This window comes from Brevundimonas sp. LjRoot202 (genome assembly GCF_964253355.1).
Lineage (GTDB): Bacteria > Pseudomonadota > Alphaproteobacteria > Caulobacterales > Caulobacteraceae > Brevundimonas.
The window spans coordinates 300,845-321,909 of the sequence record NZ_CAXUQW020000001.1 but is presented as its reverse complement, the minus strand read 5'-3'; the positions used below and the strand labels follow the sequence as shown (position 1 = coordinate 321,909).

Here is a 21,065-nt window from a genome sequence, read left to right as displayed (position 1 = left end):
CGGAGGGGAATCCATGTGGCGCGTTAAGTCACTCGACGCAATTCTGGCCACGGCCGAGAGAAAGTCGCTTCATCGCTCGCTGGGGCCGGTCCAACTGACGCTGCTGGGCGTCGGCGCGATCATCGGCACCGGCATCTTCGTCCTGACCGCCGCCGCCGCCCAGAAGGCCGGCCCGGGCATGATGTGGAGCTTCGTGATCGCCGGCGCCGTCTGCGCCGTGGCGGCGCTTTGCTACTCGGAACTGGCCTCGATGGCCCCGGTATCGGGCTCGGCCTACACCTACACCTACGCCGTGATGGGCGAACTGCTGGCCTGGATGGTCGGCTGGGCGCTGATCCTTGAGTACGCCGTGGCCGCCTCGGCCGTTTCGGTGGGCTGGTCCGGCTATGTGCTGGGCCTGATCGAGAACGCCATGGGCTTCGACTGGCCAGACCTATTCCAGGCCGGGCCGGCGTGGAGCATGAACGGCTTCATCCCGACGCCTGACTTCTCGGTCGGCATCGTCAATGTTCCGGCCATCATCGTGGCCCTGGGCGTGACCATGCTGCTGATGATCGGCACCACGGAAAGCGCCCGCGTCAACGCCGTGCTGGTGGCCATCAAGGTCGCCGCCCTGACCGCCTTCGTCGTCCTGACCCTGCCGGTGATCCAGGCCTCGAACTTCCAGCCGTTCGCGCCCAACGGCCTGTTCGGCGAGTCCTCGGGCATGGGCATCATCGGCGCGGCGGCGTCGATCTTCTTCGCCTACGTCGGCTTCGACGCCGTTTCGACGGCGGCGGAAGAGACCAAGAACCCGCAGCGCAACGTGCCGATCGGCCTGATCGGCTCGCTGGCCATCTGCACCATCTTCTATCTGCTGGTCGCGGTCGGCGCGGTCGGCGCCCTGGGCGCCCAGCCGGTGCTCGGCGCCGCCGGCGAAGCCGTCCAGCCGGGCTCGCCGGGCTTCATCGCCGCCTGCGCCCTCGCCGAAAACGCCAACCAGCTGGTCTGCTCGAACGAGGCCCTCGCCCACGTTCTGCGCGAGATCAACTACCCGGCAGTCGGCAACGCCCTGGGCACCGCCGCCATGCTGGCCCTGCCCTCGGTCATCCTGATGATGATCTACGGCCAGACCCGCATCTTCTTCGTGATGGCGCGCGATGGCCTGCTGCCGGAGGGCCTGGCCAAGGTCCACCCGAAGTGGAAGACGCCCTATATCGTCACCGCCTTCACCGGCATCGCCGTGGCCATCGCCGGCGCCCTGTTCCCGGTCGGCCAGTTGGCCGACATCTCGAACTCGGGCACGCTGTTCGCCTTCTTCATGGTGTCGATCGCGGTGATGATGCTTCGCGTCAAGGAGCCGGGCCGTCACCGTCCGTTCCGGACCCCGCTGGTCTGGATCATCGCGCCGCTGTCGGCGGCGGGCTGCGCGTTCCTGTTCTGGAACCTGCCGCACGACGCCAAGATGGTGCTGCCGATCTGGGGCGGCATCGGCCTGGTGATCTATCTGCTCTACGGCATCCGCAAGAGCCACCTCGGCCGCGGCCTGTTCCAGGTGCCGGAACTGGACCCCGACGCGCCTCCCGGACCGGTTCCGCCGATGCCGGGCGCGCGGTCGCCGACCGACAACAAGGACTGATCTCCACGATCTGTTCGAGCAAAGGCCCGGGAGCGATCCCGGGCCTTTCGCTTTTCCACCGCCTCGCCTACAGGCTTGGGCAGGACCTATGCGGATGTGGCGGAACTGGTAGACGCACTGGATTTAGGTTCCAGCGCCGCGAGGCGTGGAGGTTCGAGTCCTCTCATCCGCACCACGTCCGTCAGTCGAGCGTGACGCCGAGACGGGTCGCCTCGGCCTTGTAGAGGGCGGTGGCGCGGTCCCACTGGACCTCGTTGGCGCGGCCGATCTCCTCGACCATATTGATCAGGGACACGGCTTCGCGGCACGAGCCGACGGAGTCGCCGGCGTCGCGCATCTCGGCGATCTGCATCGTCGATTCCAGCAGGCGTGTCAGGCGGGCCATCTGCTCCTCCAGCCCCTGCATGATCACCTCGTCCTCAAGGAAGGACATGAGGAAGGCGTCGCGGTCCCGCTCGGTCCAGACGCCGCGGTCCATCAGCACCTGCCCGTACCATTGGGTCAGGTGCTCGAAATACTCCTGCGAACCGCGCGCGGCGTTCATGACGTCGGTCCCGCCGCCCGCCTCGAAGGAATCGTAGAGGGCCTCGGCCATGACCGGGTCGTCGCATTGGGCTGGATCGACACGGACGGGCGGCGCCAGGGCGGGCCGCACCGGGCGGTCGACACGGGTGCGCCCGAACGCCTCGTCCCAAGCCAGCTGGCGCAGGGATTCGTCGGCGCAGCCGGCGATCACCGACACGCCCATCTGCGACAGCTCCAACCGGACCTTCGAGGCGGGATCCGACACGGGCTCGGCGTAGACGATGGTTTCATTCTCCTCGTCCCAGGTGCGGCTGGCGAACAGGCCGGACCCGTCCACGGCGGCGTCGAGTTGATCGAGCAGCCGCGTCGCTCCGGCCCGTCGCTCCTCGGCCGTGCCGGCGTCGTCGGCGTGATAACCCCACAGGTCGACGCCGAAGAGAGTCTTCGATCGCTGGGTCGCCAGCACCTCGGCGCTGCCGAAAGGCTCCATCCCGGCATCGAGCTGCTGCATCCGCCCACCTTGGTAGGGCTGGCCGATGTCGAAGCCGAAGGCGGAAGACGGCGTGCAGCCCTCTGCGATCGCGGCGATCACCGTCGCGGGCGTCTCCGGAACCTGGGCGGCGGCGGGAACCGGTCCCATGGCGAGGGCCAGAGCCAGCCCCGTCGTAAGCAGCGTCTTCATGTGGTCGATCCCCCGTCTCCGCCAGAGTTGCACCAGACCCGGGCCGGCTGACAAGGTTCCGGGAGATATGTTCTTGCTTTGTTCCGGCCCTTCTGGCACGACTGCATCATGGCTGAAGCGGCGAAGGGACGGGGGGCGCGGTCGAATACGACCGGGCGGTTCGAACCGGAAACCGTCGAGGCCTTCGACGACGGCTGGACCAGCGACGATGTCGGGGCGGCGCCCCTGCGCACCACCCTGACGCCGGAGCACGCCCGGACGATCATCGCGCGCAACACCAGTCCGGACATCGGTTTCGACCGGTCCATCAACCCCTACAAGGGCTGCGAACATGGCTGCATCTACTGCTACGCCCGTCCGTCCCATGCCTACATGGGCCTATCCCCGGGCCTGGATTTCGAGAGCCGGCTGTTCTTCAAGCCCGAGGCCGCGGGTCTGCTGGAGCAGGAACTCTGCAAGCCCCGCTACGTCTGCAAACGCCTCCACATAGGCGGCAACACCGACCCCTATCAGCCGGTCGAGCGCGAGCTGAAATCGACGCGCTCGATCCTCGAGGTGCTGCAGCGATTCCGGCATCCGTTCAGCATCATCACCAAGTCGGTGCTGATCGCGCGCGACGCCGATATTCTGGGGGCGATGGGCCGCGAGGGGCTGGCCTCGGCGTTCGTGTCGGTCACCACCCTCGACCGGGGCCTGGCCCGGACCATGGAGCCGCGGGCCTCGACCCCGGCGAAGCGGCTGGAGGCGATCTCGCGCCTGGCCGAGGCCGGATGCCCGGTCGGCGTGGGGTTCGCGCCCGTGATCCCGGGGCTCAACGACCACGAGCTGGAGGCGGTGCTTGAGGCGGCGGCGAAGGCGGGGGCGACCTCGGCCATGTACGTCACGCTGCGCCTGCCGCTGGAGATCAAGGATCTGTTCCGCGAGTGGCTGGCCGACGCCCGGCCGGACCGCGCCGCCCGCGTAATGTCGCTGATCCGCCAGACCCGCGGCGGGCGGGACTACGACCCGGACTGGAACCAGCGCATGAAGGGGACGGGCCCCGTGGCCGAGCTGATCGCCGCGCGGTTCAAGGCGGCGGTGAAACGGTACGGGCTGGATGGGCCGCGGCGCCTGCTGGACGAGAGCCGGTTCCGCGTTCCGCCGGACATGAAGAAGCAGGGGGATTTGTTCGATCTCGGCGACGAAGCGGCGTGAGCGGAGGGACAGGGCTAACGCCGGAACACCCCGACCAGCTCGACGTGGGCCGACCACAGGAACTGGTCGACGGGGGTGACCGCCTCCAGACGGAAGCCGCCGTCGACCAGCACCCGGGCGTCGCGAGCAAATGTGACCGGATTACAGGACACATAGACGACGGTGTGGGCCCTGGTTCCCGGGAGCTGGGCGGTCTGGCCGCGGGCCCCCGCGCGAGGCGGATCGAGCACGACGGCGTCGCAGCCGCGCAGGTCGTAGGGAGCCAGCGGACGGCGGAACAGGTCGCGGGCCTCGGCCGTGATCGGCTTCAACCCCTTGGCCGAACCCATGCCGGCCTTGAGCGCGGCGATGCCGGCGGCTGAGGCGTCGGCGGCCAGCACCGGCGCCACCTCAGCCAGCGGGTAGGTGAAGGTCCCGGCGCCACAGAACAGGTCGGCGACCTTCTTCGCGCCACGCACCGCCTCGACCGCGCGCGAGACCATGGCCGCCTCGGCCTCAGGCACGGCCTGGAGGAAGCCGCCGGCCGGAAGGGGCACGGTGGCGGGGCCGAAGGCGACGAGGGGCTGGCGCGACATCACCAGGGTGTCGCCGGCCAGGCTCAGCCGGGCCAGATCAGCCTGCCCCGCCGCCTCGATGGCCCGCATCTGGGCGTCGCGGGACAGGCCGCCGCTGCGTCGCTCGACGCCGGTGACGTCCACGTCGAGGCCGGTCAGGGTCCAGGTCACGTGCAGGGTCGGGGCGGACTTGGGGTGTTCGAGGAAGGCCTCGGCCACCCGCGCCAGCGCCGGGAGGGCCGCCACCAGCCGCGGGTCGGAGACGGGGCAGACCCGGACCTCGACCAGTCGCCAGCTCTTGCGGGCCTTGAAGCCGAGGACGACCCGACCGTCCGGGCCGCGCCGGGCGTGCAAGGCGAGGCGGCGGCGCGTTCCCGGCGGAACCGCCACCGTCGGCTCGACGTCCGTTTCGATCCGCTCGCGCGCCAGCGCCAGGCGGACCTGTTCGCGTTTCCATTCGAGATAAGGCCCGCTGGCCCAGTGCTGCAGCGAGCAACCGCCGCAGTCGCCGTAATGGGGCGACACCGGCTCGACCCGGTCGGGGCTGGCGACCAGAAGCTCCATCGCTTCGGTCCGCCCGTCGCGCACCTCGGCGCGCACGGTCTCGCCCGGCAGGGTCAGGGGCGCGAACACCGGGCCGGCCGGGGTTTCGGCGATTCCGTCGCCCTGCCCGCCCACGCGCGCGATGATCAGCGTTTCCGTCATCGGGCGCTTCTAGAGGTTCCTCGCCCCGGACGAAACCGGGCGAAACCTGAACGAAGATGAACGGCGCACTCAAAGGCCGTTCAGCTTCCGGCCCTTAAGGGTGATTGCAACAGACCGGGGCGCCGTTCGTTCGGCCTCCATCTCTGCAACCGAGTTCCAGGAACGATCCCGATGTTCGCCCGTCTGTCCATCACGACCGCCGCCGTCGCCGCCGCCGGCATGCTGCTGGCCCCGGCCTCCGCCTCCGCCCAGAGCTACGGCTATTCGGGGGCGCAGAACTACGGCACCGGCGCCTATGACCAGTCCTACGACTACGACAACCGCTATAGCGACCGATACGCCTATGATCGTCGCACCGCCCGCTGCGACGGCTCCGGCGGCGCCGCCGGCGGGCTGATCGGCGCCACGGTCGGCGCGGTCGCCGGCTCGCAAGTCGCGGCGCGCGGCCGTCGAACCGAAGGCAGCATCCTTGGCGGAGTCCTCGGCGCGGTGATCGGCGCCGCCGCCGGCAGCAGCTCGGACCGCGATTGCGGTCGGTATAGCGACCAGTACCGCTACAGCGGCTCGTACGGCGACGATCGCTACGGCTATTCGTCCTACGGCCGCTACGACGACCGGTCCTACGGCTACGACCGCTACGAGGACTATGACCGGTCCGGTTACGGCTACGACCGCTACGGCGATGGCTACCAGTCCGGCTATTCCACCGACCGGTACGGCTGCCGCACCATCGAGACGCGCACCCGCACCCGCGAGGGCCGCCTCGTCACCCGTTACGAGCAGTCCTGTCCGGACCGCTACTGACCGAATCGCGTCGCCGGTTATTTTTCAGCCCCCCTGTCGATCGGCGATGTGACGGAGGCCCCCGGTGGAGAAATCCATCGGGGGCTTTTCCTTTTTGGGGCGCTAACGCTCGCAGCGCCGCGGCTCGTTGCTTGAGCGCGGGCTTGGAGATCTGTTGAGGCGCCAGCGCTCGCCGCTTGAGCGCGGCCGGGTCAGCGCGACGCCCAGAGCAGGAATTCGACGTTGCCGTCGCCGCCGGTGATCGGGCTCTCCGTAGCCGCCTGAACGGCCCAGCCCTGCCCTTCCAGCCACGCCGAGACCGAGGCGACGGCGGCCTGATGCGCCGCCGGATCCTTGACCACGCCCTTGCGGCCGCCGCCGGGGCGGTCCGCCTCGAACTGGGGCTTCACCAGAGTGATCAGGTCCGCGCCGGGCGCCGCCAGCGCCAGCGCGGCGGGCAGGACCTTGGCCAGGCCGATGAAACTGGCGTCGCAAACGATCAGCTGCGGTGGGTCGCGGATCAGCGCCGGCGTCAGGTCGCGGGCGTCGGTGTGTTCGAGGTTGACCACGCGGGGCTCCGCGGCGACGCGGGGGTGCATCTGCCCCGAGCCGACATCGACCGCATAGACTCGCGCCGCCCCGCGCTCGAGACAGACCTCGGTGAAGCCGCCGGTCGAGGCGCCCACGTCGAGGACCGTCCGTCCCTCGACCACGACCGGCCAGAGCGACAGGGCGTGGTCGAGCTTCAGGGCTCCGCGACCGACCCAGCGATGAGCATCGGCGTAGGTGAGAACGGCGTCGTCAGCCACCGGCTGGGAGGCCGCTTTCGCCACCGCCCCGTCGACGGTGACGCCGCCCGCCTCGATCGCCGCCCTCGCCTTGGCCCGGCTCTCGGCCAGGCCGCGGGCGACCAGCAGCTGGTCCAGGCGGACCCTTGTCACCCCACCGCGTCCAGACGGGCCAGCGCGGCCTGCAGTTTGGCCCTGCCGGCCTCGGCCTCGGCCAGCTTCTCACGCTGTTCGTCGACGACTTCGGGCGCGGCGCGGGAGACGAAGTTGGGATTGCCCAGCTTCTTGTTGACGTGGGCGATGTCGCTGTCGAAGGCGACGATCTCCTTCTCCAGCCGGGACCGCTCGGCGGCCAGGTCGATGATCCCCGTCAGCGACAGGGCGGCCGTGGCGCCGCCCGAGACGAAGGTCACGGCGCCGGTCGGGGCCGCATCCGCCGCGCCGACCTCCGACACCCGAGCGAGCGTCAGGATCAGGTCGCGGTGACGCGCGAGGCGGTCCGAGGTGGCGGCGTCTGGCGACACGAAGGCCAGCGGCGGCTTGGCCGACGGCGGCACGTTCATCTCGGCGCGCAGGCCGCGGATTTCCGTGACCAGATCGACCAGCCAGCCGATCTCGGCCTCGGCGGCGGGATCGATGAAGGCGTCGGGCAGTTCGGGCCAGGCGGCGGCGATCAAGGTCGTCTCGGTGCGCGGCGCGCCCTCGGCGGCCAGCTGGTCCCACAGCTCCTCGGTGATGAACGGCATCACCGGATGCATCAGCTTGAGGGTCTGGTCGAGGGTCCAGGCGGTCATGGCCCGGGTCTCGGCCTTGGCCGCCTCGTCGGCGCCGGTGAACACCGGCTTGGCCAGCTCCAGATACCAGTCGCAGAACACGTTCCAGACGAAGCGGTAGAGGGCCGAGGCGGCGTCGTCGAACCGGCCGCCCTCGATGGCGGCGGAGACCTGGCGTTCGGCTTTGGTGAGTTCCCCGCGGATCCAGCGGTTGATGGTCTGTTCGACGGCGGCCGGATCGAAGCCCTCGACGCGGCGGGCCTCGTTCATCTGCGAGAAGCGGGCGGCGTTCCACAGCTTGGTGCCGAAGTTGCGATAGCCTTCAATGCGTTGGCGCGACAGCTTGATGTCGCGCGTGCCGGACAGGATGGCCATGGTGAAGCGCAGGGGGTCGGCGCCGAGCTCGTCGATGATGGTCAGGGGATCGATGACGTTCCCCTTCGACTTGCTCATCTTCTGGCCCTTCTCGTCCCGGACCAGGCCATTGATGATCACCCGCCGGAACGGGACTTCATCCATGAAGTGAAGACCCATCATCATCATCCGGGCGACCCAGAAGAAGATGATGTCGGCGGCCGTCACCAGATCGGAGGTCGGGTAGAAGCGTTCGAGGTCCCCGGTTTTCTCGGGCCAGCCCATGGTCGAGAACGGCCACAGGGCCGAGCTGAACCAGGTGTCGAGGACATCCTCGTCTTGGGCCAGCGGCGTCTCGGCGCCGTAGTGGTGACGGGCGGCGGCGCGGGCGTCGTCCTCGTTCTCCTCGACGAAGATGGTCCCGTCCGGCCCGTACCAGGCCGGGATGCGGTGGCCCCACCACAGCTGGCGCGAGATGCACCACGGCTCGATGTTGCGCAGCCATTCGAAGTAGATCTTCTCGTAGCTCTTCGGCTCGAAGGTGGTGTCGCCCCGCTCGACGGCCTTGATGGCGGGCTGGGCGAGCGTGTGGGCGTCGACGTACCACTGGTCCGTCAGCCAGGGCTCGATGACCACGCCGGAGCGGTCGCCGTGCGGGATGACGTGGCGGGTCTTCTCGATCTCCCTGAGCCAGCCCTCTTCCTCGGCCCGGGCGACGATGGCCTTGCGGGCGGCGAAGCGGTCCATGCCGCAGTATTCGGCCGGCACGTCCGGCGTATCGGCGTTGGTGATCCGGGCGAAAGCGTCCAGCACATTCAAGGCCTCAAGCCCGGTGCGCTTGCCGACGCCGAAGTCGTTGAAGTCGTGCGCCGGCGTGATCTTTACCGCGCCCGAACCCTTGGCCGGGTCGGCGTAGTCGTCGGCCACGATGCGGATGCGCCGCCCGGTGATCGGGTGGTCAATCCACTTTCCGACCAGGCCGGCGTAGCGCGCGTCGTCCGGGTGGACGGCCACGCCGGTGTCGCCCAGCATGGTCTCCGGCCGGGTGGTGGCGACGACGATGTAGTCGCGGGTCTCCCACTCGGTCGGCTGGTTGTCGCCATCCCAGGCGACCGGGTGCTCGTAGGTCACGCCGTCGGCCAGCGGGTAGGCGAAATGCCAGTAGAAGCCATCCATCTCGCGCTGCTCGACCTCGAGGTCGGAGATGGCGGTCTGGAAATGCGGGTCCCAGTTGACCAGCCGCTTGTCGCGGTAGATCAGGCCCTCGCGGTGCAGCTGGACGAAGACCTTGCGCACGGCCGCGTTCAGCCCCTCGTCGAGGGTGAAGCGTTCGCGGCTCCAGTCGCACGACGCGCCGAGGCGGCGCAGTTGCTGGACGATGGTCCCGCCGCTTTCGGCCTTCCATTCCCAGACCTTGTCGACAAAGGCCTCGCGGCCCATGTCGCGCCGTCCGACATTGCCGCTGGCCGCAAGCTGCCGCTCCACGACCATCTGGGTGGCGATGCCGGCGTGGTCGGTGCCGGGCAGCCACAGCACCGCCTTGCCCGTCATCCGGTGATAGCGGGCGAGGATGTCCTGCAGGGTGTTGTTCAGCGCGTGGCCGATGTGCAGCGAGCCGGTCACGTTCGGCGGCGGAATGACGATCGAATAGGCTGCGGCCGCGCCGTCGGTCTTCGGCGCGAATACGCCGCTGCCTTCCCACATCGCATACAGGCGGGGTTCGGCGGCTTTCGGGTCGAAGGTCTTGTCGAGCATTGGGGAGGGACTTCAGACAAATGAGAAAGGGCGGCCCCGACTGGAGCCGCCCCGGAATGATCTAGCCTTGATCAGGTCGCAGGTGAAGCTAGCCGGCGTTGCGGGCGATGCGTTCGACTTCCTTGCGTACCTGGGCCTCGACGATGCCCGGCAGGTTGGCGTCGAGCCATTCCTTCAGCATCGGCCGCAGCAGCGAGCGGGCCAGTTCATCGAGCGTGGGGCCGGACGGGGTCGCAGATTCCATGGGCTCTGACTTCTTCAGGGAGGAGGCCAATCCGGCGAAGGCGGACGCGGCGCTGGCCGCGGCGCTGTCGCCGACGAGGGTGTCGTAACCGGTCGGAGGGCTGATGCTGGTCGTGTCGGCCGGGTGCTCCGGCTCGGGCGCGAAGACCGACTCGCTGACCGCTTCGACCGGGAAGGGATCGACCTCCGGTTCGGCCGGAGTGACGTCGAGATCGCCGATGCTCTCGGCGGCCGGCGCCTCATAGGTGTCGGTCAGCTCCAGCACGTCCTCCTCGGAGGCGGCCGGCTCCTGCATCGCGGGCGTCTCGTCCATGAGAGCGGGCGAGGCCTCGGCCGCGGCGGGCTGCTCGAACTCCGACTCGGGCTCGGCTTCCGCCGGCGCGGCGGCGGCGGGGGCGGTTTCGGCCGGGGCGTCGTCTTCGGAGATGATCCGGCGGATCGACGCCAGGATCTCCTCCATCGTGGGTTCCTGGGCGGTCTGGTCGGTCATGTCGAAACCCCGAGGCGCGCGGCGAACGCAAGGTCAAATGGATGGCGGCGCGCGGGACCGCGGCCCCTACCCCGCCTGGCTGTCGTCGCATCTCAGCCCGCTGGAATCAACGGGCGTTTTTCGCTTCGCGGGCTAGGCGGCCGTCCGCAAGTCGCCCGACGGGCGATCAGTCGTCGCTCACTCCCCCGGCGCCGTCTGGATGATCTCCGACTTCAGTTGCCGGTCGATGGGGGCGTCTGCGGCGTCATTGGCAGGCACGATCGGCGGCGCGACGACGCGGTCGATGGCCTCGATCAGGCCGTCCCACGGCAGGGCGCCGCGGTTGCGCACGCGCTCGTAGTTGTCGGCCGGATTGTAGACCGTCAGCGTCGGATCGAGGTCGGCGCCCTCCAGCCGGCCCATGGCGGCCAGCAGATTGGCCTGGGCGACGTATTCGTTGCGGCGGGCGCTGGCCAGGGTGACCTCGGCGTTGCGGAGCTCCAGCTCCTGGTTCAGCACGTCGAGCGTGGTGCGCAGGCCCACCTGGGCCTCCTGCCTGACGCCCTCCGCGGCCACGGTGGCGGCGCGCACGGCTTCGGTCCCGGCCTCGAGGCTGGACCGGGCCGACAGGGCCTGAGCGTAGGCCGAGCTGACCGACTGAAGGGTGGTGCGGCGCTCGCCCTCGACGTTGATCTGGGCGGCGTTGGCGCGTTCCAGCGCCTGGGCCACGCGCGAGCTGTTCAGCCCGCCCGTGAACAGCGGCACCGAAATAGTGGCCCCGGCCGTCAGGCGGGTGGTGTCGGCGATATCGCCGATCCGGTCGAAGTCGGCGTTCGATCCGCCGTAGGAGGCGGTCAGGCGCGCCGAGGGCATGTACTCGGCCTTGGCGGCGGCCGCGTTGGCCTCGGCGGAGCGGAGGGTATAGGCGGCGGCGCGGATGCCGGGGTTGTCCTGCATCGCCACGTCGAGGGCCGCGTCGAAGTCGGTGGGCACGCCGGGCAGCACGGGCATCGGAGCCAGATCGCCCGGCGACTGGCCGACCACGGCGGCGTAGGATGCGCGCGACACCGACAGCTGGGCCTGGGCGTTGGCCAGGTCGGCCTCGGACTGGGCCAGGCGGGCCTCGGCCTGGGCCACGTCCGTGCGGGTGATCTCGCCGACCTCGAAGCGGGCCGAGGCCTCCTCGAGCTGGCGCTGGAGCACGCCGAGGTTGGCCTGGCGGATGCGGAGGATTTCGGTGTCCCGGATCACGTCGGCATAGGCCTGGATCACCGACGCCAGCACCGTCTGTTCGATGTCGCGCAGGTTCTCGCGGCCGGCGAGGATGTCAGCCTCGGCGGCGGTGATGCCGTGGCCGATCCGGCCGCCGCTCCACAACGTCTGCGACAGACCGATGCTGGCCGACGCGCTGTCGCCGTCGAACCCCGCCGCGTCGCCATAGCTTTGGGCGTGGTTGCCCGAGATGGTCACATCCAGCGACGGCCGCAGGCCCGCGCGGGCCTGCACGATCGATTCGTCCAGGGCGCGCTGGTTGGCGCGCTGCGCGAGCAGCGACGGATTGGTCTGGTAGGCCAGGGCGATCGCTTCCTGCAGCGTTTCAGCCCAGGCGGGCGCGCTCAGGCCGGTGACGACGGCGATGATGGCGACCGAGGCGAGCGCGCGCGAACGTTTCAGCATGATTGTCCCTGCCTGGCGCGGAGGATGCGCGCCCTTTGTATCCCATAGGCCTGATGCGGGACGGTTTCGTCGTACGCCAGTTAAGATTTTTTCACGCGGGCCGACGGAAAGCCCGTCGCGGACCTAGAGGGCGAAGGCCGGCTCGGGCGCGAGTTCCGCGAGAACGGGCGGAGCGGCGTCGAACAATTCCCGGCGCGACAGGCCGGTCGGGCCCTTCACATAGAGGACCGCCTTGCCGGCCGGGCTGGAGCGCTCGACCACCGCCAGGCGCCCCCCGACCTTGAGGGCGGCCAGCCAGGCGTCCGGGCGCGCCGGGACGGCGGCTTCGGAGATGATGAGGTCGTAGTCCTCGCCGACCGGCCGGGCGAACGGCGCCGCGACCGCCTCGACGCCGGCCCCGGCCAGCGCGTCGGCCACCACCTCGAGCACGCCCGCGTCAGCTTCCTGGGCCACGGCCTTGAGACCCATCCCGGCCAGCACGGCGGCTGCGTAGGGGCCGGCGATGGCCAGCGCCGTCTCGCCGGCGCGCGGCTCGAGCGCCATCAGCAGCTTGGACAGGTCGCGGGGCAGCATCAGGCGGCGGCCGTTGGCGATCTCCGGCTCCATCTCGGCGTAGGCGGCGAAGGCGCGTTCGGCGGGCAGGAACTGCTCGCGCGGGACCGACAGCAGGACGGCCTGGAGGTCGCGATCGGTGACGTCGTTCACCCGGACCTGACTGTCCACCATAACCTTGCGCGCGGCGGCGAAATCCATCTGTCGTTCGTCCCGAAAAGCCGAAGGCGCAGTAACGCGCCGGAAATCTGGGGCGCTTATAGGTCTGTGCGTTGCGGGCGACAATCCGATCTGATAGCGAACGCGCCTCGCGATGGTGAGGTCGTCCCACGGACGATCCAGGGCCTGATGGCGGAGTGGTGACGCAGAGGACTGCAAATCCTTGCACCCGGGTTCGATTCCCGGTCAGGCCTCCATCGCGAATTTCAGACAGATCAGACCGGCGCGGTCATCCAGCCGATGACCGTGGCGGCGCTCACGGTGGCGGTGACGATGGTGATCGCGACGGCGACGCGCGCGTTGCGGTTCACGAAGAACAGAATGCTGTCGAACATAGCCAAACCTTCCCGGACGCCCGCACAGCGCCACAGATCGCGCCGTCCATCAAGGTATACGAAGGGTTAATCGCGGTTTGGTGATCGCTTCTCGCCTATCGGGTGAAATGATGCAGGGCGATACTCCCCGCAGTCGCCACATTGAGCGAATCGAACCCGCCCGACATCGGAATGCCGACCGTCTCACAGCGCGCCAGCACCCCGTCGGGCAGGCCGGGCCCCTCCGCCCCCAGCACGATGGCTGTCCGGCCGCCCCTCGCTGAGAGGTGCAGCGGCGACGGCGAGGCGGGCGTCATGGCCAGGACCCGGAAGTCCGCCGCCTTCAGCCCGTCGATCAGCTCGCCCGCCTCGAGACCGGTCGCCATCGGCGTGCGCAAAACGGCGCCGACCGAGACCCGGATGGCCTTGCGGTAGAAGGGGTCGCAGCAGCGGTCGTCGAGCAGCACGGCGGCAGCCCCGAAGGCCGCGGCGGCGCGAAAGATTCCGCCCATGTTGTCGTGATTGCCGATCCCGCAGGCCAGCACGACGACGGCGTCATTCCCCAGATCGGCCAGACTATCCGCCAGCGGCCGAGGGGGCGGCTTCTCCCCCAGCGCCAGGATGCCGCGATGGAGATGGAAACCCGCGATCCCGTCGAGCACCGGCTGCGCCGCTGAATACACCGGCGTCTCCGGCGGCAGGGCGGCGAGGACGTCAGCCAGACCCGCCAACCGCTTTTCCGCGATCAGCGCGGCGACGGGCCGGCACAACGAGGCGGGCGAGGCGAGCACGCGCAGCACGACCTCGCCCTCGGCCACGAACAGCCCTTGCCGGCCCGTCAGGTCGCGCTCGCGGATATCGCGGAAGGCGGCGACGCGGGCGTCCTGCAGATCGTCAATGAGGATTACGGCCAATCGGATATTTCCCGTTGCGTGAGGCTGACTCGCGCTGCTATAGCGCCCGCCTTCCCGAGAGGAAGTGTTCCGCGGTAGCTCAGTGGTAGAGCAGCCGACTGTTAATCGGCTGGTCGTAGGTTCGAATCCTACCCGCGGAGCCACTCTCAGGCCTTCTCCTCATTCCGGCGCCGGCCGCCCCTCCCCCAACTCGACAACGCGTTCGGCGTGCCTGACCCCGCCGACGGGTCGTGGCCCTCCACCCATGCGTCCAGTTCGGGGTCGATGATGGCGCAGGGCTCGATGTCGATGACCCCGGGGCCATGCAGCGTCATCAGGATCACCGGCGACATCGGACCGCCGCGGGACAGAAAAAAGCCCGACGCGAGCGCCGGGCTGGAGTGGTTCGGTGATGGTGGGTGTCCTCGAACAGAAGACATCCCCTCGTTCGGCTAAATTGGTTAACGAAATCCTTTGGGGCCGTCAGGCCGCGCCCCGGTCGGGCAGCCATGTCGACTGGCGCGCGTCCCCCGGCCCCGTCCAGAGGATTCGCCAGCCCGCTTCCAGACGTTCGACCGTGAGCGCCCGCGACGGCGCCGCCGACTGGCCCGGCCAGACGAAATCACGGCCCGCGACCCGGATCTGGTCCGGCCCCTCGTGCGGGGCCAGCATTACGCTCCAGCGGCCTTGAGGATCGGGCGTGACCTGCACCGTCTCGCCGCGGCTCTCCACCTCGACCAGGGCCGTTCCCGGGGCGACCCGGCCGGAGGCCAGCCGCATGCGGCCGTCGCTGTCGATCGCGCCGAGCACCGGCGCGGCGTCCAGCCGACGGGTCGGGCCGCCCGGCCGAAGCACGACGATCGGCCCCTGCCCGGCCGCCAGGATCAGCAGACGGTCCGGCGAAGGAGCGGCGTCCTGGCCGACCTGGGTCTCGGGACGAAGCAGCAGGTGTTCGGGCGGGGTCGGGAGGCCGACCTCGAACCGGCCGAGCGAATCGGCGGTGGCCGCGAAAGCCGCGCCCTCGTCGCTGCGCAGGACGACGCGGGCCTCGGGCTCAGCGACGCCCGACACCAGCAGCGCCGATCCGCTCCGCTCGACGCTCTCGACAACCGGCGGCCGGGCCCAGTCTCCGGCCGAGCCGGTCCGCTCTCCGGCCTGTTCCGGCGGCGGCGGGGAGCAGGCCGTCGCTCCAGCCGCGAGCACAGCCGCGACCGTGGACAATATCGCCCGTTTCATCCTGTCTCTCCGCCCGTTAGGAGTGTCGCCCCTGATAGCGCGGCCATGAGGCCGCTGTCTTTAATACTGTCTTTCGAGGCCCCATGTCGTCGCCCGCCACCATCCAGCCGTTCGACGGCAAGTCGGTCTGCCTGTTCTGCGGCTCCTCCGAGGCCGTCCATCCAGACTATCTGGCGGCGGCGCGGGCGTTCGGCGAGGCGACGGCCGAGGCGGGCTGGCGGCTGGTCTACGGCGGCGGCGGCGTGGGCCTGATGGGGGCCTCCGCGCGGGCGGCGCACGCCGCCGGCGGGCGGGTGCTGGGCGTCATGCCTGGCTTCCTGCGCAGCCGCGAACGGCTGTTCGACGAGGTCGAAACCCTGGTCGTGCCGTCGATGCACGAGCGCAAGACCATCATGTACGACCAGTCCGACGCCTTCGTGGTCGCGCCCGGCGGCGTCGGCACCCTCGAGGAGGCGATCGAGATCCTCTCCTGGAAGCGGCTGGACCTGCACGCCAAGCCGGTGATCTTCCTCAATCTCAACGGCTTCTGGGACGCCTTGCTGGCCGTCATGGAGCACAGCATCGAGGAAGGGATGACGCCCGCCTCCTTCCGGCAGGCGTGGGTTGTCTGCAACACAGTGGCCGAAGCGATCGAGACGGTGGCGGCCGCGGACGCAACGCCTCACTTGCAACATGATCGGCGATAAGTAATCACTGGTCAGTCACGTCTCGCGTTCGACGCCGGCCGCTGACGTCGCCGGGCGGATCAACGCCCTCTGCCATCTTCGGAGACTATCCATGCGTGCTCTGCTTATCGCCGCGACCATGCTGGTCGCCGCTCCGGCCTTCGCCGACGCCCCGGTCTCGAGCGCCGTGCTCGCCGATGCGTCCAAGGCCCCCGCCGAACGCACCATCATCGACGGCGCCGCCTGGCGCTGTGAAGGCGCGACCTGCACAGCCAACGGCGGCGCCAACCAGCCCGCCGCGCGCGCCTGCCGCCGTGTCGTGGCCCGTTTCGGCCCCGTGACGGCCTTCAGCTACAAGGGCGTCGAACTGACGGCCGAGCAGCTCGCCGCCTGCAACGCCTGACCGGCGAACCAGGATCGCCTGTGAAGAGGCCGCGCTTCTCCGGAGCGCGGCCTTTTTCGCGGCCGGTGCGCGGCGACTGACCCGTCAGGCGGTCTCGCCGGCCAGCCGCTTCACGATCCGCTCGCGGCCGATCAAGGGCACCAGGGTCGCCATGTCCGGACCGTGCGCCTGACCGGTCAGGATGTGGCGCAGAGGCATGAACAGGGCCTTGCCCTTGGCTCCGGTCCGTTCCTTCACCGCATGGGTCCAGACGGACCAGGCATCGGCGTCGAGCACCGGCGGCAGCACCTCCAACGCGGCGGCGGCGAAGGCGGGGTCCTCGACCAAGGGCGTGATCGGTCCGCTGATGATCCGTTCAAGATCAATCACATCGGCGAACTTCTGAAGATTGGGACGCAAGGCGTTCCAGACCGGTTCGCCGAGATCGCAGCCGAGCGCCTCGAGCCGCGGCTTCGCCGCCTCATACCCCGTCGCGTGCAGGGCCTGGGCGTTCAGGCGGTCGAGATCGGCGGTGTCGTAGCGCGCCGGAGAGCGGCCCATCTTCGCGAACGAGAAGCTTTCGCCCAAGGCTTCGATGGAGGGCGCGACCTCGAGCGGATCGGAGGTGCCGATGCGACCGAGGTGGCTGGTGATGGCGATCGGCTCATAGCCCTGCTCGCGCATCTCGGCGATCGACAGCGAGCCCAGCCGTTTGGACAGGGCGTGGCCGTCGGCGCCGACCAACAGCGGCATGTGGGCGAAGGCCGGAACGGGCCCGCCCAGCGCCTCGAAGATCTCGATCTGCGCGCCGGTGTTGGTGACGTGGTCCTCGCCGCGGATCACATGGGTGATGGCCATGTCGATGTCATCCACCACCGACGGCAGGGTATAGAGGAACAGGCCGTCCTCGCGGATCAGGACGGGGTCGGACATCGACGCCGTGTCCACCTCGGCGTGGCCGCGGGCCATGTCCTCCCAGGCGACGCGCTTGCCGTCGAGCCTGAAGCGCCAGTGCGGGCGGCGGCCCTCGGCCTCGTAGGCGGCCTTGTCGGCGTCGGTCAGTTCCAGCGCGGCGCGGTCGTAGACGGGCGGCAGGCCACGCGACAGCTGCACCTTGCGACGGCGATCGAGTTCGTCGGCGGTTTCATAGGCCGGGTACAGCCGGCCCGCCGCCTTCAGGCGCGCGGCGGCCTCCTCATAGCGGTCGAACCGCTTCGACTGGTTGTAGCGTTCGTCCCAGACCAGGCCGAGCCAGGTCAGGTCGTCCTCGATGCCCTGCTCGAACTCGGCCGTGGAGCGGGCCAGGTCGGTGTCGTCGATGCGCAGCACGAACGAGCCCCCCTGCCCCTTGGCGAACATCCAGTTCACCAGGGCGGTGCGCACATTGCCTACGTGCAGCTTCCCCGTCGGCGACGGGGCGAAACGAACCTTGACGGACATGGGGCGACCTTGAAACGCGAGGCGCGGTAGGTCGCGCTCCCGGGCGGTCAAGTCAAGGCGCTGGGTCCGGGCCGAACAGCCAGTTCATGCCGAGGCGGTAGGCGGCGGGCGCGTCCGCGGCGTGGGTTCCGCCGTCCAGCATCACGCCGAACAGCCGCCAGGGCTTCTCCGGGCGCGCTTCCCATTCGGAGAGCCATTGGGCCGCCTCCGCCTGCAAGTCGGCCCGATCGCGCGTGCCGCTGACCACGACCAGACCCAGGTTCGGCTGTCCGGACGGGGCGGCGGTCTCCACGAGGGATTCGAGGCCGGGGGTGACGGAGGGGTTGCTGGCGATCCGCCCCCAGAACAGATCCGGGTCGGTTACGGCGGAGTACAGCACGAAGGCGCCGCCGCGCGACTGTCCGAACAGCACCCGCCGGGTCGGGTCCGAGCGATAGCGACGCTCGATCAGGGGGATCAGGTCGGCCTTGAGGAAACGCTGGAAGGCCGCCGCCCCCGCCCGGGACGGCTCCACGCCGGCTCCCGGAGACTGGAAATCTATATTGCGCCGGTTCACCGAGGGGTCGAAGCCGCCATAGGCGATCCCCACCACCAGCGCCTCGGGCAGGCCGTCATCGTAGTGGAGGAACAGGTGATTGGCCGCCAGGATCGGGAACAGGCTGTCGCCGTCGGTGAGGTAGACGGTCGGCCAGGTGCGCTCCGCCGCCGGGCCATAGCCCTCGGGATAGCGGACATGGATATGGTAGCCGCGGCCGATCTCGTCCGACCGGATGTAGAAATAGTCGCCGCGAAGGGCCGCCGGGGTTTCGGGCGAGGCCCCATCGGCGCGCCGCGCGGGGTCGATCGCTTGCGCGCTGACCGGCGTCGACAGGCTCAGGAGCCACAGCAGGCCGATCAAGAGGCGCATGGCGCGACCTTCAGTCGTCGCGGTGGACCCGCTCGCGACGCTCGTGGCGTTCCTGGGCCTCAACCGACAGGGTCGCCGTCGGGCGGGCTTCAAGCCGGCCGAGGCTGATCGGCTCGCCGGTTTCCTCGCAGTAGCCGTAGGAGCCGTCCTCGATACGGCGCAGCGCCTCGTCGATCTTTGAGATCAGCTTGCGCTGGCGGTCCCGCGTCCGCAGTTCCAGGGCGCGGTCGGATTCCGACGACGCCCGGTCGACGAGATCCGGGTGATTCTCCGTCTCCGCCTTCAGGTTGACCACCGTCCCCTTGGACTCGCGAAGAATCTCGTCCTTCCAGGCCAGGAGTTTGGCCTTGAAGTAAGCCAGTTGCCGCTCATTCATGAACGGCTCGTCTTCCGACGGCCGATAGTCGCTCGGCTCGATCACAGACGCCAATGCGTTCATCGCACTCACGCTCTCAACCAGCGCCCCCCTGTGGCGCACCGCTGCGTATAGGGACGACGAAGAGTCGCGGCAACAACGCTCGCGCGAGCGTGACCGACGATTGATCCGGTCGGTTGCCGAGCGTGACATTTCTTCATCACCCGACACCGCTTGATCGTGCTTTTGCGAAAGATTTCGCCGGTTTATGCTGCGGTGCGGCGAAGATCAGCCTTGGCGAGCTCGACAGCGGCCCTCAGGTCGATCTGGGCGAGCAGGCTGTTCAGGGCGGGATCGGCGTCGATCGGGCGTTCCTCGCCCAGGCTGCGGCCGAGGCGTTCCAGCGCGCCCTCGCCGGCCTCGCCCCCCAGCAGGGCCAGCTTCAATTCATCGAGCCGGTCCAGCAGGCCGCCGCCGCGGCGGATGGCGCGCCGACGACGCTCGGTGGCGTCCTCTACCCCCTGCAGGGCCATGAGGGCGGAGACGCCCGCGACGCCGGATACGCCGGCGGCGGCCGCAGCGGCGCCGGTCGAGGCCGCGCCCCCGGCGGAGGGCACGGAAAAACCGCCGGCCGGCTTGGCGGGGCGAGCACCTTGCGAGGAAGACGGGCCAGAGGGGCCGGTGACCTTCATGGATTGCGACTCCGGGACATGCCGGACCATTCGTCGGCGGGGGTCACTGTTTGGTTAACGCCCCGGCATTTTCTGCCGCACCGCCAGCCACTCGAATCGTCAGTCGCGCTGTTTTTCTTGGATTTTCCATTTGGCACGGCGTTGGCATCGCGGTGAACACAACAGTTCGCGGACACCATACCGATGCAGAAACTGCTCGCCTCCCTCCTGACCGCCGCCGCCGTGGCCGGGTTCGCCCTCCCCGCCCAGGCGCAGTCGCGGATCAAGGACATCGCCGCCGTCGAGGGCGTCCGCACCAACCAGCTGGTCGGCTACGGGCTGGTGGTCGGCCTGAACGGCACCGGCGACAGCCTGCGCAACTGTCCGTTCACCCGGCAGTCGCTGGAAGGGATGACCGAGCGGTTGGGCGTCAACATCCGCGGCTCCAACGCCAACTCCAAGAACATGGCCGCCATCATGGTCACGGGCGAGTTGCCGCCCTTCGCCACGCCCGGCGCCCGCATCGACGTCAACGTCTCGTCCATGTGCGACGCCAAGAGCCTGCTGGGCGGGACCCTGCTGGTCACCAGCCTGCAGGGCGCCGACGGCGAGGTCTATGCCGTCGCGCAGGGCTCGATCCAGACCGGCGCGGTTTCGGCGTCGGGGGCTTCGGGATCGTCGGTGACGCGCGGCGTGCCCACCGCGGGCCGCATCGCCTCGGGCGCCACGGTCGAGCGCGAGACCGGCTTCCAGCTGGCCAACATGAACGAGATCCGGCTGACGCTGCGCAACCCGGACTTCACCACCGCCCAGCGCGTCGCCGCCGCCATCAACCAGGTCTATCCAAACGCGGCCCTGGCCGAGAACGGCACGGTCATCGCCCTGCGCGCGCCGGGCCAGATGGGCATGGCCGGCTTCATCAGCCGGGTCGAGAACCTGCCGGTCGCCGTTGACGCCCCCGCCAAGGTGATCATCGACGAGGTCAACGGCGTCATCGTCATGGGAGACGCGGTGCGGGTCTCCACCGTCGCCATCGCCCAGGGCAACCTGACCGTCTCGGTGCAGGAGACGCCGGTGGTCAGCCAGCCGGAGCCCTTCAGCCGCGGCGGCGAGACAGTGGTCGTGCCCCAGTCGGACGTCTCGGTCGAGGAGGACCTCGGCCGTCAGATGCGCATCATCGGCGGCGGCGCCTCGCTGTCCGACCTCGTCAACGGCCTGAACGCCCTCGGCGTTAGCCCGCGCGACATGATCAGCATCCTGCAGGCCATCAAGGCTGCCGGCGCCCTGCAGGCCGAAATCGAGGTGATGTGA

General features: G+C 69.5%; 20 protein-coding genes and 3 tRNA genes. 9 read left to right on the top strand and 14 right to left on the bottom strand.

All coding sequences use genetic code 11. The features are described 5' to 3' along the window. Positions 1-13: 13 nt before the first annotated feature. Both ACSQ1L_RS01815 and ACSQ1L_RS01810 read left to right on the top strand, forming a co-directional pair. Positions 14-1,618, top strand: coding sequence for an amino acid permease (locus ACSQ1L_RS01815; RefSeq protein ID WP_435991373.1), 1,605 nt, complete (start codon positions 14-16; stop codon positions 1,616-1,618). 90 nt (positions 1,619-1,708) lie between these two features. Next, a tRNA-Leu gene (locus ACSQ1L_RS01810) sits at positions 1,709-1,793 on the top strand. Positions 1,794-1,799: 6 nt separating this feature from the next. Here ACSQ1L_RS01810 and ACSQ1L_RS01805 read toward each other — a convergent pair. After that, positions 1,800-2,825 (bottom strand): hypothetical protein, encoded by a 1,026-nt coding sequence (locus tag ACSQ1L_RS01805; RefSeq protein ID WP_435991371.1) that lies wholly within the window; start codon positions 2,823-2,825, stop codon positions 1,800-1,802. 108 nt (positions 2,826-2,933) lie between these two features. On the opposite strand from ACSQ1L_RS01805, the gene ACSQ1L_RS01800 reads away from it, so the two are divergent. Further along, positions 2,934-4,019, top strand: a complete 1,086-nt coding sequence (locus tag ACSQ1L_RS01800) for a PA0069 family radical SAM protein (protein ID WP_435991369.1) — start codon at positions 2,934-2,936, stop codon at positions 4,017-4,019. 14 nt (positions 4,020-4,033) lie between these two features. On the opposite strand, the gene ACSQ1L_RS01795 is transcribed toward ACSQ1L_RS01800, so the two are convergent. Next, positions 4,034-5,278 carry a class I SAM-dependent RNA methyltransferase gene (locus ACSQ1L_RS01795; protein WP_435991367.1) on the bottom strand — a complete coding sequence of 415 codons (1,245 nt, stop codon included), beginning with the start codon at positions 5,276-5,278 and terminating at the stop codon, positions 4,034-4,036. Between the two features lie 171 nt (positions 5,279-5,449). Here ACSQ1L_RS01795 and ACSQ1L_RS01790 point away from each other — a divergent pair, with 171 nt between their 5' ends. After that, positions 5,450-6,082 carry a glycine zipper 2TM domain-containing protein gene (locus ACSQ1L_RS01790; protein ID WP_435991365.1) on the top strand — a complete coding sequence of 211 codons (633 nt, stop codon included), beginning with the start codon at positions 5,450-5,452 and terminating at the stop codon, positions 6,080-6,082. Between the two features lie 191 nt (positions 6,083-6,273). Here the strand turns inward: ACSQ1L_RS01790 and ACSQ1L_RS01785 are convergent, their stop codons facing one another. The 5 genes from ACSQ1L_RS01785 to ACSQ1L_RS01765 form a co-directional block, all read right to left on the bottom strand. Then, on the bottom strand, positions 6,274-7,002 hold the full coding sequence (locus tag ACSQ1L_RS01785; protein WP_435991363.1) for a TlyA family RNA methyltransferase: 729 nt from the start codon (positions 7,000-7,002) through the stop codon (positions 6,274-6,276). Next, positions 6,999-9,731 (bottom strand): valine--tRNA ligase, encoded by a 2,733-nt coding sequence (locus tag ACSQ1L_RS01780; RefSeq protein ID WP_435991361.1) that lies wholly within the window; start codon positions 9,729-9,731, stop codon positions 6,999-7,001. The genes ACSQ1L_RS01785 and ACSQ1L_RS01780 overlap by 4 nt, the downstream gene beginning before the upstream one ends. Positions 9,732-9,819: 88 nt before the next feature. Beyond that, positions 9,820-10,464: a DUF2497 domain-containing protein gene (locus ACSQ1L_RS01775; protein WP_435991359.1), complete on the bottom strand. Its 645-nt coding sequence runs from the start codon at positions 10,462-10,464 to the stop codon at positions 9,820-9,822. Between the two features lie 177 nt (positions 10,465-10,641). After that, the gene (locus tag ACSQ1L_RS01770; RefSeq protein ID WP_435991357.1) at positions 10,642-12,120 is read right to left on the bottom strand and encodes a TolC family outer membrane protein; all 1,479 of its coding nucleotides are present in this window, start codon (positions 12,118-12,120) and stop codon (positions 10,642-10,644) included. Positions 12,121-12,243: 123 nt separating this feature from the next. Then, a complete protein-coding gene (locus tag ACSQ1L_RS01765) occupies positions 12,244-12,873 on the bottom strand; it encodes a protein-L-isoaspartate O-methyltransferase family protein (protein ID WP_435991355.1) in 630 nt (209 codons plus the stop codon). Between the two features lie 141 nt (positions 12,874-13,014). Here ACSQ1L_RS01765 and ACSQ1L_RS01760 point away from each other — a divergent pair. Continuing rightward, a tRNA-Cys gene (locus ACSQ1L_RS01760) sits at positions 13,015-13,088 on the top strand. A 233-nt stretch (positions 13,089-13,321) separates the two neighbouring features. Here the strand turns inward: ACSQ1L_RS01760 and ACSQ1L_RS01755 are convergent. Continuing rightward, entirely contained in the window at positions 13,322-14,119 is a 798-nt protein-coding gene (locus tag ACSQ1L_RS01755) for a TrmH family RNA methyltransferase (protein WP_435991353.1), read from the bottom strand. Positions 14,120-14,187: 68 nt separating this feature from the next. On the opposite strand from ACSQ1L_RS01755, the gene ACSQ1L_RS01750 reads away from it, so the two are divergent. Continuing rightward, positions 14,188-14,262 (top strand) — tRNA-Asn (locus tag ACSQ1L_RS01750). Positions 14,263-14,265: 3 nt separating this feature from the next. Here the strand turns inward: ACSQ1L_RS01750 and ACSQ1L_RS01745 are convergent. Both ACSQ1L_RS01745 and ACSQ1L_RS01740 read right to left on the bottom strand, forming a co-directional pair. Continuing rightward, positions 14,266-14,451, bottom strand: coding sequence for a hypothetical protein (locus ACSQ1L_RS01745; RefSeq protein WP_435991351.1), 186 nt, complete (start codon positions 14,449-14,451; stop codon positions 14,266-14,268). Between the two features lie 130 nt (positions 14,452-14,581). Next, complete coding sequence (locus ACSQ1L_RS01740; RefSeq protein WP_435991350.1) at positions 14,582-15,334, bottom strand: hypothetical protein; 753 nt, start codon at positions 15,332-15,334, stop codon at positions 14,582-14,584. Between the two features lie 83 nt (positions 15,335-15,417). On the opposite strand from ACSQ1L_RS01740, the gene ACSQ1L_RS01735 reads away from it, so the two are divergent. Both ACSQ1L_RS01735 and ACSQ1L_RS01730 read left to right on the top strand, forming a co-directional pair. After that, entirely contained in the window at positions 15,418-16,020 is a 603-nt protein-coding gene (locus tag ACSQ1L_RS01735; RefSeq protein WP_435991348.1) for a TIGR00730 family Rossman fold protein, read from the top strand. Positions 16,021-16,111: 91 nt separating this feature from the next. Then, positions 16,112-16,402, top strand: coding sequence for a CC_3452 family protein (locus ACSQ1L_RS01730; protein ID WP_435991346.1), 291 nt, complete (start codon positions 16,112-16,114; stop codon positions 16,400-16,402). An 84-nt stretch (positions 16,403-16,486) separates the two neighbouring features. Here the strand turns inward: ACSQ1L_RS01730 and gltX are convergent, their stop codons facing one another. The 4 genes from gltX to ACSQ1L_RS01710 form a co-directional block, all read right to left on the bottom strand. Then, complete coding sequence (gene gltX / locus ACSQ1L_RS01725; protein ID WP_435991344.1) at positions 16,487-17,821, bottom strand: glutamate--tRNA ligase; 1,335 nt, start codon at positions 17,819-17,821, stop codon at positions 16,487-16,489. A 52-nt stretch (positions 17,822-17,873) separates the two neighbouring features. Continuing rightward, entirely contained in the window at positions 17,874-18,728 is an 855-nt protein-coding gene (locus tag ACSQ1L_RS01720) for an alpha/beta hydrolase (protein WP_435991342.1), read from the bottom strand. A gap of 10 nt (positions 18,729-18,738) precedes the next feature. Continuing rightward, positions 18,739-19,167 (bottom strand): RNA polymerase-binding protein DksA, encoded by a 429-nt coding sequence (gene dksA / locus ACSQ1L_RS01715; protein ID WP_435991340.1) that lies wholly within the window; start codon positions 19,165-19,167, stop codon positions 18,739-18,741. 182 nt (positions 19,168-19,349) lie between these two features. Continuing rightward, positions 19,350-19,775 (bottom strand): flagellar assembly protein FliX, encoded by a 426-nt coding sequence (locus ACSQ1L_RS01710; RefSeq protein WP_435991338.1) that lies wholly within the window; start codon positions 19,773-19,775, stop codon positions 19,350-19,352. A gap of 183 nt (positions 19,776-19,958) precedes the next feature. Between ACSQ1L_RS01710 and ACSQ1L_RS01705 the strand changes: the two genes are divergently transcribed. Next, positions 19,959-21,065: a flagellar basal body P-ring protein FlgI gene (locus ACSQ1L_RS01705; RefSeq protein ID WP_435991336.1), complete on the top strand. Its 1,107-nt coding sequence runs from the start codon at positions 19,959-19,961 to the stop codon at positions 21,063-21,065.